This window comes from Rhodococcoides corynebacterioides (genome assembly GCF_019834675.1).
GTDB lineage: Bacteria > Actinomycetota > Actinomycetes > Mycobacteriales > Mycobacteriaceae > Rhodococcoides > Rhodococcoides corynebacterioides_A.
Genome location: NZ_JABUBU010000009.1, coordinates 70,946 through 83,669, shown reverse-complemented (window position 1 = coordinate 83,669; position 12,724 = coordinate 70,946). Strand labels below are relative to the sequence as shown.

The 12,724-nt window shown below is 71.9% G+C and carries 14 protein-coding genes; 3 read left to right on the top strand and 11 right to left on the bottom strand.

What is annotated here, in order from left to right:
• The first annotated feature begins 37 nt into the window (after positions 1 to 37).
• Positions 38 to 724, top strand: a complete 687-nt coding sequence (locus HQ603_RS11630; RefSeq protein ID WP_308126478.1) for a metal-dependent transcriptional regulator — start codon at positions 38 to 40, stop codon at positions 722 to 724.
• A gap of 51 nt (positions 725 to 775) precedes the next feature.
• Here HQ603_RS11630 and truB read toward each other — a convergent pair whose 3' ends face one another.
• From truB to rimP, 11 genes are all read right to left on the bottom strand, one after another.
• Positions 776 to 1,693, bottom strand: a complete 918-nt coding sequence (gene truB, locus HQ603_RS11625) for a tRNA pseudouridine(55) synthase TruB (protein WP_222684695.1) — start codon at positions 1,691 to 1,693, stop codon at positions 776 to 778.
• Between the two features lie 27 nt (positions 1,694 to 1,720).
• Positions 1,721 to 2,386: a 4'-phosphopantetheinyl transferase family protein gene (locus HQ603_RS11620; RefSeq protein ID WP_308126482.1), complete on the bottom strand. Its 666-nt coding sequence runs from the start codon at positions 2,384 to 2,386 to the stop codon at positions 1,721 to 1,723.
• 8 nt (positions 2,387 to 2,394) lie between these two features.
• On the bottom strand, positions 2,395 to 3,345 hold the full coding sequence (locus HQ603_RS11615; protein ID WP_222684693.1) for a metallophosphoesterase family protein: 951 nt from the start codon (positions 3,343 to 3,345) through the stop codon (positions 2,395 to 2,397).
• A 4-nt stretch (positions 3,346 to 3,349) separates the two neighbouring features.
• A complete protein-coding gene (locus tag HQ603_RS11610) occupies positions 3,350 to 4,693 on the bottom strand; it encodes an MATE family efflux transporter (RefSeq protein ID WP_222684692.1) in 1,344 nt (447 codons plus the stop codon).
• Positions 4,690 to 5,655 carry a DHH family phosphoesterase gene (locus HQ603_RS11605; RefSeq protein WP_222684691.1) on the bottom strand — a complete coding sequence of 322 codons (966 nt, stop codon included), beginning with the start codon at positions 5,653 to 5,655 and terminating at the stop codon, positions 4,690 to 4,692. Before HQ603_RS11605 ends, HQ603_RS11610 begins: the two co-directional genes overlap by 4 nt.
• The gene (gene rbfA / locus HQ603_RS11600) at positions 5,652 to 6,113 is read right to left on the bottom strand and encodes a 30S ribosome-binding factor RbfA (RefSeq protein WP_222684690.1); all 462 of its coding nucleotides are present in this window, start codon (positions 6,111 to 6,113) and stop codon (positions 5,652 to 5,654) included. Before rbfA ends, HQ603_RS11605 begins: the two co-directional genes overlap by 4 nt.
• 18 nt (positions 6,114 to 6,131) lie before the next feature.
• Positions 6,132 to 6,422 (bottom strand): DUF503 domain-containing protein, encoded by a 291-nt coding sequence (locus tag HQ603_RS11595; protein WP_068105508.1) that lies wholly within the window; start codon positions 6,420 to 6,422, stop codon positions 6,132 to 6,134.
• Between the two features lie 77 nt (positions 6,423 to 6,499).
• Positions 6,500 to 9,355 (bottom strand): translation initiation factor IF-2, encoded by a 2,856-nt coding sequence (gene infB, locus HQ603_RS11590; RefSeq protein ID WP_222684689.1) that lies wholly within the window; start codon positions 9,353 to 9,355, stop codon positions 6,500 to 6,502.
• 102 nt (positions 9,356 to 9,457) lie between these two features.
• Positions 9,458 to 9,820 carry a YlxR family protein gene (locus HQ603_RS11585; RefSeq protein ID WP_222684688.1) on the bottom strand — a complete coding sequence of 121 codons (363 nt, stop codon included), beginning with the start codon at positions 9,818 to 9,820 and terminating at the stop codon, positions 9,458 to 9,460.
• Positions 9,821 to 9,903: 83 nt separating this feature from the next.
• Complete coding sequence (gene nusA / locus HQ603_RS11580; RefSeq protein ID WP_222684687.1) at positions 9,904 to 10,905, bottom strand: transcription termination factor NusA; 1,002 nt, start codon at positions 10,903 to 10,905, stop codon at positions 9,904 to 9,906.
• Positions 10,902 to 11,555, bottom strand: coding sequence for a ribosome maturation factor RimP (gene rimP / locus HQ603_RS11575; RefSeq protein WP_222684686.1), 654 nt, complete (start codon positions 11,553 to 11,555; stop codon positions 10,902 to 10,904). Before rimP ends, nusA begins: the two co-directional genes overlap by 4 nt.
• A 180-nt stretch (positions 11,556 to 11,735) precedes the next feature.
• On the opposite strand from rimP, the gene HQ603_RS11570 reads away from it, so the two are divergent.
• Both HQ603_RS11570 and HQ603_RS11565 read left to right on the top strand, forming a co-directional pair.
• The gene (locus tag HQ603_RS11570) at positions 11,736 to 12,239 is read left to right on the top strand and encodes a hypothetical protein (protein WP_308126477.1); all 504 of its coding nucleotides are present in this window, start codon (positions 11,736 to 11,738) and stop codon (positions 12,237 to 12,239) included.
• 40 nt (positions 12,240 to 12,279) lie between these two features.
• On the top strand, positions 12,280 to 12,723 hold the full coding sequence (locus HQ603_RS11565; protein ID WP_222684684.1) for a ferritin-like domain-containing protein: 444 nt from the start codon (positions 12,280 to 12,282) through the stop codon (positions 12,721 to 12,723).
• The last annotated feature ends 1 nt before the right edge of the window (position 12,724 follow it).

Genomic DNA, 12,724 nt, shown 5'->3' with positions numbered 1-12,724 from the left:
CGCGTCCCGGTGTGGCCCCGGCGCTAAGCTGTGCCGCGTGTCCGCCCCCGCCTTGTCCACGGTCGCGCAGGACTATCTCAAGACCATCTGGACCGCCAGCGAGTACTCCGCGGAACCGGTCAGCACCAAGCTGCTCGCGACGCGCCTGAACGTCTCCCCGTCCACCGTCTCCGAGGCGGTGCGCAAACTGGCCGATCAGGGGCTGGTCGACCACGCCCGGTACGGCGCGATCACCCTCACCGAGGACGGCCGTCGCGCGGCCGTCGCGATGGTGCGCCGTCACCGCCTCATCGAGACGTGGCTCGTCGACGAGATGGGCTACGGCTGGGACGAGGTGCACGACGAGGCCGAGGTGCTCGAGCACGCCGTGTCCGATCTGCTGATCGACCGCATCGACGCGAAGCTCGGACATCCCTCCCGCGATCCACACGGCGATCCCATCCCCACGGTGGACGGCACCATCCCGGCGCCGCCGGCGGTCCCGCTCGCGGAGTTCGCCGCGGGCCACCGGGGTCACGTCGCGCGCATCTCCGATGCGGACCCCGAGATGCTGCGCTACTTCGACAGCATCGGCATCACGCTCGACCTGGTGATCACCATGGTCGAGCGTCGGGACTACGCCGGCACGGTGTCGGTGTCGCTGGGCGACAGCGACACCACCGTCGACCTGGGAACCGTGGCGGCCGAAGCGATCTGGATGACCGAGGACCCGGACCACGGCTGAGTGTCGGGGGCCGAGCGTGGCCGAATGTCAGGGGCCGAGCGTGGCCGGATCTCAGGGACCGAGCGTGGCCGGCCGCACCACCATCACCGAGCCCGCGCGCTTGCCCCGCTCCTGTACCAACGCGACCGTGCGCCCGTCCGGTCCGACCGCCGCATAGACGCCGGGAATCCCCACCGGATCGAGCCACCGGCCCTGGCTGAGCGATTCCGCCTCGGCGGCCGAGACGTCGCGGCGAGGAAAGGCCGTGGCCACCGCGGCATCGATGTCGAGGCTCACCCGCGGGTCCGCCCGGAGTTCGTCGAGAGTCCGCGCGTGCTCGAGCGTGAAGGGCCCGACGCGGGTCCGCCGGAGCGCGGTCAGGTGGCCGCCGGTGTCCAGTGCGGCACCCAGGTCGCGGGCGAGCGCCCGCACGTAGGTTCCCGACGAACACTCGACGTGGACGTCGAGGTCGATCGCGTCCGCGGACCGGCGCCGCTGCAGAACCTCGAACCGGGAGACGGTGACGGGTCGCGGCGGGATCACCACCGTCTCGCCCTCCCGGACCAGCGCGTGCGCGCGGCGCCCGTCGATCTTGATGGCGCTGACGCTCGACGGCACCTGCTCGATGTCACCGGTCAGCGCGGCCACGCCGTCGTCGATCGCCGAATCGGGCACACCCGAGACGTCGCCACGCGAGACGACGTCGCCCTCGGCGTCGTCGGTGGTGGTCGCGGCGCCGAGACGGATGGTCGCCGTGTATTCCTTCGTGGTGAGCGAGAGCAGGCCCAGGATCTTGGTCGCGCGCTCCACCCCGAGCACCAGCACCCCCGTCGCCATCGGGTCGAGGGTGCCCGCGTGTCCGACGCGACGCGTACGCAACGCTTTTCGGCAGGCCGACACGACGTCGTGACTGGTGACGCCACCGGCCTTGTCGACGACGAGCAGACCGGCCCCGTCGAGTCCGGACGGCGGTGGAGTGTGGTCGGGCACGAGCGGTCAGTCTGCCAGACGGGTCTCTCAGCTCACGCTGACCGCGGTGAGGACCAGGCCGTCGGCGACGATCCACCGGCCGTGCAGCGCCGTCAGCGGTGCCCCGGCGGTGGTGTGCCCGGGCACGAGCAGCTCGGACCGGAAGGATCCGGTGGGCGCACCGTCCCCGGCCTGCCGCTCGAAGGTGATGTGCGCGTCCTCGAAGCCGAGCCACCGACCGGTCAGCGGGTACCAGGCCTTGTACGTGGCTTCCTTCGCGCAGAACAGCAGCTTGTCCCAGTGCACGTCACCGCCCGCGCGGGTGGCGAGCACCTCGCGCTCGGCGGGAATGCTCACCGCGTCGAGCACCCCGTCGGGCAGGGGCTCGTGCGGTTCGGCGTCGATGCCGACCGACCGCAACCGGAGAGCGTAGGAGACCGCGGCCGCGCGGTAGCCGTCACAGTGGGTCAGGCTGCCCACCACGCCGTTCGGCCAGACGGGAGACCCCATCTCGCCGCGCAGGATCGGCGCCGGGTCCAGGCCCAGCCGACCCATGGCGAGCCGCGCGCAGTGCCGCGCCGATGTGAACTCCCGCTTGCGCTTGTCCACGGCCTTCGCGATCAGATGCGCCTCGCGCGGATGCGGCTCGAGACCGGGCGGGTCCTCGAACAACTCCTCCGCGACGACGCCGGTCGGCAGGATGGCGCTCAGCACCGCGTCGGTCATCGCCGCCTCCGCTCGGTCATCTTCTCCACCTCGGCTTCCATTTCCGGCGTCACCGTGAAGTGACCGCCCCACTTGTTCAGGCTGCCCGGCGGGTACTCGGGCACCGGCAGGATCTGTCGCAGCGGGTTGTCCGGCAGGCCCCGGCGCTTCCACTCGCGCGGGTAGCCGACCGACACCTCCTCGAAGCGCACCCCGTCGTAGTACGTGGTCCGGGGGATGTGCAGATGCCCGTACACCGAGCACACCGCGTGGTACCGCAGATGCCAGTCGGCGGTCTCGGTCGTGCCGCACCACAGGGCGAACTCGGGGTAGAACAGCACGTCGGTGGGCTGGCGGACCAGTGGCCAGTGGTTGATCAGCACGGTCGGCGTGCCCGGTTCGAGGTCGGCGAGCCGGCCTCGGGTGTAGTCCAGCCGCGCCGCGCACCAGGCGTCCAGGGATGCGTACGGGGTGGGCGTGATGAGGAACTCGTCCGTCGCCACGACGTTGCGTTCGCGGGCCAGCGCCAGGCCGTCCTTCTTGGAGGTCGTGCCCTCCGGCAGGAACGAGTAGTCGTAGAGCAGGAACATCGGCACCAGCGTGACGGGGCCGTCGGGCCCGGGCCACTGCGGGAACGGATCCTCCGGGGTGAGGACGCCCAACGATCGACACAGGGAGACCAGGTAGTCGTAGCGCGCCTCGCCGTGCATCTGCACGGGATCCTTGACCGTCGTCCAGAGCTCGTGGTTGCCCGGCACCCAGATCACCGTGTGGAAGCGGCTCGCGAGCAGTGACAGGGCCCACTCGATGTCGTCGGTCTTCTCCGAGACGTCGCCCGCGACGATCAACCAGTCGTCGGGCGAGGTGGGCACGATCGACTCCGTGACCGGTCGGTTGCCCGAGTGCCCCACGTGGATGTCGCTGACCGCCCAGAGTGTCGGCGTCCGGACGTTCTCCTGCTGCGGCACCCGATCACGGCCCTTCGCTCGTCGTACGGTCGGCGCCGGGGACGGTCCACCGACCGGACAGGGTCCGGTGGACCACCGCGGCGGCTCTCAGGGTAACGAACACGGCCAGGCCCACCCAGATTCCCGGCAGCCCCCAGTCGAGGGCGAGGGCCAGCCAGATCATCGGCAAGAATCCGACCAGTGCGCTGAGCAGGGTGGCGGTCCGGAGATACGCCGCGTCGCCGGCGCCGAGCAGCACACCGTCGAGGGCGAACACCACCCCGGCGACGGGCACGATCACCACGAAGATCCACCACACTGAGTCGATCGCCGTCAGCACCGACTCGCCGGTGCTGAACAGTCGCGGCAGCGGTCCGGCGAGTCCGGCGAACACCGCCGCGAGCACGACGGCGAATCCCACCGACCACGCCGTCACGTCGCGGGCCACCCGCACCGCCGCCGAGCGTCGCGCCGCGCCCAGAGCGGCTCCCACCAGGGACTGGGCGGCGATGGCCAGGGAGTCGAGCATGAGCGCGGTGAGGTTCCACAGCTGCAGGACCACCTGGTGTGCGCCGACCGCGCCCGCACCGAACCGGGACGCCACCGCCACCGCGGACAGGAAACACGCCTGGAAGGCCATCGAGCGCAGGATCAGATCGCGGCCCAGCACCAGTTGCTTCCGCACGATCGTGACGTCGGGCCGGAGGGAGCGTGTGCGCGGACCCCGCACCAGCGCCCTCACGAACGCCGCCGCCGACACGCTCTGTCCCACGACGTTGGCGACGGCCGAGCCCTCGAGGCCCAGCGGCGGACCGACCACGCCGTGCACCAGCACGGGGCAGAGCACCGCCGACAGACCGAGGCCCAGCACGACGTACCGCAGCGGGCGCACCGTGTCCTGCACCCCGCGCATCCACCCGTTCCCCGCCATCGTGATGAGGATGCACGGCACCCCGACCACCGCGATGCGGAGCCAGGATTCCGCGCGGTCGGCGATCTCGCCGCCGCCCCCGAGCACCGACGTGATCGGCCCCGCCAGCACCTGCACGATCGCCACCAGCACCAGCCCGATGACGACGGCCAGCCAGGTGGCCTGCACGCCCTCGTTCTTCGCGTCGTCGTCGCGTCCGGCGCCGTGCAGGCGGGCAGCGCGGGCGGTGGTGCCGTACGACAGGAACGTCAGCTGGGTGCTCACCTGCGCCAGGACGAGACCGCCCACGGCGAGACCGGCCAGCGGCACCGACCCCAGCCGACCGACGATCGCCGTGTCCAGCAGCAGGTACAGCGGCTCGGCGATGAGCACCCCCAGCGCGGGGAACGCGAGCCCGAACAGCGTGCGCGCCGAGACCTGCCCGTCCGGTCGGGTCACTCCAGCGCGGCCACGAGCGCGGCCACGGCGTCCTCGACGTCTCCGGTGACGGTGTATCCCGCCGAGAAGCGATGGCCCCCACCGCCGAGCCTCGTCGCGGTCGTCGAGACGTCCACGACGGACTTCGCCCGGAGGGACACCGACCACCCGTGGTCGTTCTCCTTGAAGACCGCAGCGACCTCGGCCTCTGCCGTGGTCCGCACGATGTCGACGACGCTCTCGATCTCCTCCGACCGCAGTCCGCCGACGTCGGCGCGGCGAACCACCGCGTACACCAGGCCGCGAGCGCCCGCCGCGTCCGGCACCAACCGTGCCGACCCGAGCACGCGGCCCAGCATGGGGAGCCACCCGAAGGGATGCGTGTCGAGCAGCGAGCGGGTGATGGCGGCAGCGTCGATACCGGTGGCGAGCAACCGCTCCGCCAGCAGGTGCGTTCCGGGCCGGACCCACCGGAACGATCCGGTGTCGGTCACCAGCCCGGCGAACAGGCAGTGCGCCAGATCCCGATCGACGACGACGTTGCCGGCGTCGAACAGAGCCGCGAGCACTGCGGTGGTCGACTCCGCCGCCGGGTCGATCAGATGGTGGGTGCCGTACCGCGTGTTGGAGCGATGGTGGTCGATCACCAGGGACACCGCGCCGTCCAGTCGGTCCCCGAGGGCGCCGAGACGTTCGCGGCTGCCCGCGTCGACCGTGACGACGAGGTCCACGTCGGTCCGCACCTCGTCGGGCGCCGTGAGGAACTCGGTGCCGGGCAGCCCGACCATCGAGTCCGGCAGGCGCGCCGGCGTCGCGAACGACACCTGCACCGACGTGCCCGCCCGATCGAGCGCGATGGCCAACGCCAGTCCGCTGCCGATGGTGTCCGCGTCCGGCTGGACGTGGCAGAGCACCGTCACCGTCGACGCGGCGTCGAGCAGGTCGAGGGCCGTGCGGACGTCCGCGGCCGAGGAGTCGGTCACTGCTCGTCGGCGGCCGACGCCTCGTCGGTCCGCGGTGCCTTGTACGGATCGGCGTCACCGGCCGGCGTCGCGCCGGCGGCCGCCGCGGCCACCTCGCTGTCACTGCGGCGCGCGCGCTCGAGCAGTTCCTCGAGGTGCCGTGCGGCGTCGGGAACGGTGTCCGCGACGAACGTCAACGTCGGGGTGAAGCGCACCCCGGTGCCCGCCCCGACCTTCGTGCGCAGCGCACCCTTGGCCTTCTCGAGACCGGCCGCCGCCGACGCGAAATCGGGTTCGGCGTCCAGGGTTTCACCGCGCACGGTGTAGTACACGGTGGCGTCGTGCAGATCCGGAGTGACCTTGGTGTCGGTGACGGTCACGAAGGCGAGGCGAGGGTCCTTGATCTCGTGATCGATGGCCGTCGCCACGATGGCGCCGATGCGCTTGGCCAACTTTCGAGCGCGGGCTTGGTCAACCACGACGCGTCTCCCTCTCGGTCAGTCCTCCGGCCCGAACACGCGGCGCCGGACGGCGAGTAGTTGCAGCTCGGGCCGGCCGGCCACGTGCCGTTCGCAGGTGTCGAGCACCTGATGCAGATGGGAGACGTCGGCCGTCGCGACGGCCACGCCCACCATGGATCGACGGTAACGCTCCTGCTCCCCCGTCTCCGCGGCCGACACTCCGTAGCGCTGCAGGGCGGCGACGACCGGCTTGATCACCGACCGCTTCTCCTTCAGCGAGTGCACGTCGCCGAGCAGGATGTCGAGCTCGAGAGCTCCCAGGAACATCGCTCATCACCTCGTGTGTGCGGGACGGGCGTGGCCCGCGGTGTGCACCGCGGGCCACGCCCGTATCCGTCGATCGATCAGTCGCGAGGCTTCTCCCGCAACTCGTACGCCTCGATGATGTCGCCGACCTTGATGTCGGAGTACGTCACCGTCAGACCGCACTCGTACCCGTCGCGCACCTCGACCACGTCGTCCTTCTCCCGCCGCAGCGAGGAGATGGTGACGGTCTCCGCCACCACGACGTTGTCGCGCAGCAGGCGGGCCTTCGCGTTGCGACGCACCACACCGGACGTGACGAGGCAGCCGGCGATGTTGCCCACCTTCGAGGACCGGAACATCGCGCGGATCTCCGCCCGACCGAGGTCGACCTCCTCGTAGACCGGCTTGAGCAGGCCCTTGAGTGCCTTCTCGATCTCGTCGATCGCCTGGTAGATGACCGAGTAGTACCGGATGTCGACGCCCTCGCGGTTGGCCAGCTCGGTGGCCTTGCCCTCCGCGCGGACGTTGAACCCGATGATGATCGCGTTGGACGCCGACGCCAGGTTGACGTTGGTCTCGGTGACACCACCGACACCGCGGTCGATGACGCGCAGCTCCACCTCGTCGTCGATCTGGATCTGCAGCAGCGCCTCTTCCAGGGCCTCCACCGTGCCGGAGTTGTCGCCCTTGAGGATCAGGTTGAGCTGCGACGTCTCCTTCAGCGCGGCATCGAGATCGTCCAGGCTGATCCGCTTGCGGCTGCGCGCGGCCATCGCGTTGCGCTTGCGCGCATTGCGGCGGTCGGCGATCTGACGGGCGATGCGGTCCTCGTCGACCACGAGGAGGTTGTCACCGGCGCCCGGCACGGAGGTGAAGCCCACCACCTGCACCGGCCGCGACGGCATCGCCTCGGCGACGTCGTCGCCGTGCTCGTCGACCATGCGACGGACGCGTCCGTACGCATCGCCGGCGACGATCGAGTCGCCGACCCGCAGCGTTCCGCGCTGGATGAGCACGGTGGCCACCGGGCCGCGGCCGCGGTCGAGGTGCGCCTCGATGGCGACACCCTGCGCGTCCATGTCCGGGTTGGCCCGCAGGTCCAGCGACGCGTCGGCCGTCAGCAGCACGGCCTCGAGCAGCGCGTCGATGTTGGTGCCCTGCTTCGCCGAGATGTCGACGAACATGGTCTCGCCGCCGTACTCCTCGGCCACCAGTCCGTACTCGGTCAGCTGGCCACGGATCTTGGCCGGATCCGCACCTTCCTTGTCGATCTTGTTGACCGCCACCACGATCGGCACGTCCGCGGCCTGCGCGTGGTTGATGGCCTCCACCGTCTGCGGCATGACGCCGTCGTCGGCCGCGACCACGAGGATCGCGATGTCGGTGGCCTTCGCACCACGGGCACGCATGGCGGTGAACGCCTCGTGACCCGGAGTGTCGATGAACGTCACCAGACGCTCGTTGCCCTCGAGCTCGGTCAGCACCTGGTACGCACCGATGTGCTGCGTGATGCCGCCGGCCTCGCCCTCGCGGACGTTCTCCTTGCGGATGGTGTCCAGCAGTCGGGTCTTGCCGTGGTCGACGTGACCCATGACCGTGACCACCGGCGGGCGGGACGCGAGGTCCTCCTCGCCGCCCTCGTCCTCGCCGTAGGTGAGGTCGAACGAGTCGAGCAGCTCGCGGTCCTCGTCCTCCGGGCTCACGACCTGGACGACGTAGTTCATCTCGCTGCCCAGCAGCTCCAGCGTCTCGTCGTTGACCGACTGCGTCGCCGTCACCATCTCGCCGAGGTTGAACAGCGCCTGGACCAGGGCGGCCGGGTTGGCGTCGATCTTGTCCGCGAAGTCGGACAGCGACGCGCCGCGGGCGAGCCGGATGGTCTCACCGTTGCCACGGGGCAACCGCACGCCACCGACGGCCGGTGCCTGCATCGATTCGTACTCGGCGCGCTTCGCCCGCTTCGACTTGCGTCCACGACGCGGAGCGCCGCCGGGACGACCGAACGCGCCGGCCGCGGCACCGCGCTGACCCGGGCGGCCACCGCCGCCGGGACGACCGCGGAAACCACCGGCCGCGGGGGCACCGGCACCGGGAGCGCCGGGAGCGCCGCCGCCGCGGTACCCGCCACCACCGGGACGACCGCCCGGAGCACCGGGACGACCGCCGGGACGGCCGGCACCGGGTGCCGGACGAGCCGCGCGGGACGGCATGGCACCCGGGTTCGGGCGCGGGGGCATGGAGCCGGGGTTGGGACGCGGACCACCGGGACGGGGGCCACCCTGCCCGGCGGGCGGACGACCGGCGCCGCCCTGCGGTGCGGCACCGCCGGCCGGTCGCGGACCACCCTGACCGGGAGCCGGACGCGGAGCGCCGGGACGCGGGCCGGCCTGGCCCGGAGCCGGGCGCGGCGCGGGCCGCTCGGTCGGCGCGGACGAGTACGGGTTGTTCCCGACGCGCGGAGCCTTCGGACCGGGCTTGGGACCCGGAGCCGCCGGTCGTGCGGGGGCGTCGGCACGCGCCGCGGGTGCGGCGGGCGCCTCCGGAGCGGCCGGGGCCGCGGGACGCGCCTCGGTGGGAGCAGCCGGAGCCGCCGGGGCGGCCGGACGCTGCGGAGCCGGGGCGGGAGCCGCCGCGGCCGGGGCCTGCGGAGCCGGGGTGGGCTCCGGCGCGGGGGCCGGTGCCTGCGGAGCCGGCTTGGGGCCGGGACGCGGGGCGCCCGGCTTGGGTGCGGAGGCGCCGTTCCCGGTCGAGGTGCCGGTGCCGCCCGTCGCGGGCGCTGCACCGCCGCCGTTCGCGGCGGGGAACGATTCACGGAGACGTCGGGCCACGGGTGCTTCCACCGTGGACGACGCCGACTTCACGAACTCGCCCTGCTCTTTCAAGCGCGCGAGTAGATCCTTACTGGTGACACCGAGCTCTTTCGCCAGCTCGTGCACGCGGGCCTTGCCTGCCACTGCTCTCCTCACTGAGAGGTCGAGCGCGGCTCCGACCAGGAGCGCCCGCACGACCTCGGGTTATCTCGACACGATGTTCATCGTCGGTGCTTCACGGTGTGCTCATGAATTCGTGAACCTGTTCTCCTCGTGGCGCGGCGATGTGCCGCGGCCGGTCGGCCGGTCGATCGTCGTCCGATCGCACCCGAGTGCGGAGCGATCCAACGGACCGTTCACGCGCAGTGCGCGACCGAGCGCTCGGCGCTTCTCCGCCAGCTGGAAGCACTCCGGACCGGGATGCAACCACGCACCCCGACCGGGCAACCTCCGACGATGATCGACCACGGCCCGCGCACCGCCGTCCTCGTCGAGGACGACCGCGATACGGACCAGGGCGGACAGCGAGTCGCGCCGTTTGCATCCTACGCACGTGCGAACCGGTCCCGACGGGACCGAGGAACGAGCGTCGGACGCGGCGGAACCCACCGTGCGTCGAGCCGTGTCACAGTCTAACGCGGATTCGGGGTCGGTATTCCCACCACCCGCGAGCGGGTCGTTCCCACCGCCGGTCACGGTGCGTCGTCCACCGCCGCGTCGCTGCGGATGTCGATGCGCCAGCCGGTCAACCGCGCCGCGAGCCGGGCGTTCTGCCCCTCCTTGCCGATGGCGAGGGACAGCTGGTAGTCCGGCACGACGACACGCGCGGCGCGGGCGGCCGCGTCGACCACCGTGACCGAGACGACCTTCGACGGCGACAACGCGTTCCCCACGAACGTCGCGGGGTCGTCGTCGTAGTCGATGATGTCGATCTTCTCGCCGGCGAGCTCGCTCATCACGTTGCGCACGCGCTGCCCCATCGGACCGATGCACGCGCCCTTGGCGTTGAGTCCGGCGACGGTGGTCCGCACGGCGATCTTCGACCGGTGTCCGGACTCGCGCGCGACCGACACGATCTCGACGGACCCGTCGGCGATCTCCGGGACCTCGAGGGCGAACACCTTCCGGACCAGGTTCGGGTGCGTCCGCGACAGCGTCACCTGCGGGCCGCGCTGTCCACGCGCGACGCCGACGACGTAGCACTTGATGCGGTCCCCGTGCTCGTACGTCTCCCCCGGCACCTGCTCGGCCGGCGGGAGGACGGCGTCGAGACCGCCCGAGTCGCTGCCCACCCGCACCACGACGGTGCCGCGGGCGTTGAGACGCGCGTCCGCCTGCACCTGGCCGCCGACGATCTCCCCCTCGTGGGTGGAGAACTCGCCGAAGGACTTCTCGTTCTCGGCGTCACGCAGGCGCTGCAGGATGACCTGCCGCGCGGTGGTCGCGGCGATGCGCCCGAAGCCCTCCGGCGTGTCGTCGACCTCGGCGACGTAGTTGCCGTCCTCGTCGGTCTCGCGCACCATCACCCGCACCTGACCCGAACGGCGGTCGACGTCGATCCGCGCGTCGGACCGGTGGCCGGCGGTGTGCTTGTAGGCGGTGAGCAGAGCGGTCTGCAGCGTCTCGATGACCGCGTCGGTGGTGATGCCCTTCTCGGCTTCGATCGCGCGGAGGGCCGTCATGTCGATGTTCACTGGTGTCGGCTTTCGCTGGACTGGTCGGTGTGCACGGTGTCCTGGTCCGAGTCGTCGTCGGAGTCGTCGTCGGAGGCGTCGAGGTCGGTCGGCTCGTCCGGAGGATCGAGCGGGTCGTAGCGGCCGGGAACGACGCCGCCCGCAAGGTCGAGCTCCGCCGGGCTCGGCGGCGAGAACTCCACCCGCACCACGGCACGCTCGACCTCCGCCCACGGCACCGTGCGCACCTGCGGGCCGGACCGCGACTTGATGACCAGGTCGATCTCCCCCGCCTCCGGGCGCAGCTCGCCGACGCGGCCGTCGACGGTCTCGCCGCCGATCGTCACCGACACGGCGCGCCCGCGCGCACGACGCCAGTGGCGCTCGTCCGTCAGCGGGCGATCGATACCGGGGGTGGTCACCTCGAGGGTGTAGGGGCTGTCGCCGAACTCGGTCGCGGCGTCGAGCACCTCGGAGACCTGACGACTGATCGCGGCGAGCACGTCGAGTTCGAACCCGGCGTCGCGGTCCACGACCACCTTCACGACGCTGCGGCTGCCCGCCTTGGACACCGAGACCTCCTCGACGTCGAACTCCCCCTCGGCGAACCCCGGGTTCGCGGCGTGAGCGGAGATCAGCTCGACGACCCTGTCTCTGGACGGCACCGGCATCGCGCGCAGGACTCCTCGTGAAGTTGTGGGTGTTCGCACGGACCGTCGTCGGACCGTGTCACGGCAGGTGACCACGATACCGTGTCCCGAGCGGTGCCGACGACGCTCCGGTTCCCGGCAGATCCCCCCGCGTGCCTCTGGCACAGAACCCCGCCGCGTGCCTCTGGCACGATGTGCGACGTGTCCACGCTCCACCGCCCGCCCGCCGCCCTCACCCGCCGTACTGTGTTGCGGACGTCGGCGTCGCTCGGCGTGGTGCTGGCACTGACCGCGACCACCGGATGCGCCGGCGCCGACGACGACGCGGTCACGGCCGAACCCGATCCGTTGCTCGCCGAGGCCCGGCGGGCACGAGCGGACGCCGCGGCGGCCCGCGCGGTCCTCGCCGACCGCCCCGACCTGGTCGACACCATGACCGTGATCGCGGACCAGCGCACCGCCCACGCGGACGCCCTCGAGGCCGAGATCCTGCGCGCCACCCCGACCACGACGACCGCGACACCGACCACGACGACCGCGGTCCCCGCGACGGCGGTCCCCACCCCCGCAGAACTGCGGGACGACCTGACGGAGTCGGCGCAGCGCGCCGCCACCCTCGCTCGCTCGACGCAGGGCTACCGCGGTGGCCTGCTCGGATCGATCAGCGCGTCCTGCACCCTCGTCGCCGCGGCCGTCCAGGGCTGACCGGGTCGACCGAGACGCGGAACGAGAAAGGGGAGACACAGTGACGGACCTCGGACCCGAACAGCAAGCCCTGGTCGACGCCCTGGCGGCCGAACATGCCGCCGTCTTCGCCTACGGCGTGGTCGCGGCGTTCTCCAACCCGACCCGCGATCCGCTCGTCGCGCAGTACGCCGCCGACCACCGGGCCCGCCGCGACGCGACCATCGACGCGCTGACCGCCGCGGACGTCGAGGCTCCGCCGGCCGCCGCCGGATACTCCGTGCCGTTCCCCGTCACCGACGCCGTCGCGGCGGCGCGCCTGGCGCAGCAGGTCGAGGAGGACACCGCCGTCGCGTGGCGCTCGGTGATCGAACGGGCGCGATCCGCGCCGACGCGGGAAGCCGCCGTCGTCGCCCTCACCGACGCCGCACGTCGGGCCGCGTCGTGGCGGGCCATCCTCGGCATCTTCCCGTCGACGGTCGCGTTTCCGGGCACCCCCGCCTGAC

Excerpts from the sequence above, each read along its gene's own strand:
- HQ603_RS11595 (WP_068105508.1), bottom strand. The coding sequence starts at position 6,422 with ATGTTCCTGGGAGCTCTCGAGCTCGACATCCTGCTCGGCGACGTGCAC.
- rimP (WP_222684686.1), bottom strand. The coding sequence starts at position 11,555 with ATGCCGGTGCCGTCCAGAGACAGGGTCGTCGAGCTGATCTCCGCTCAC.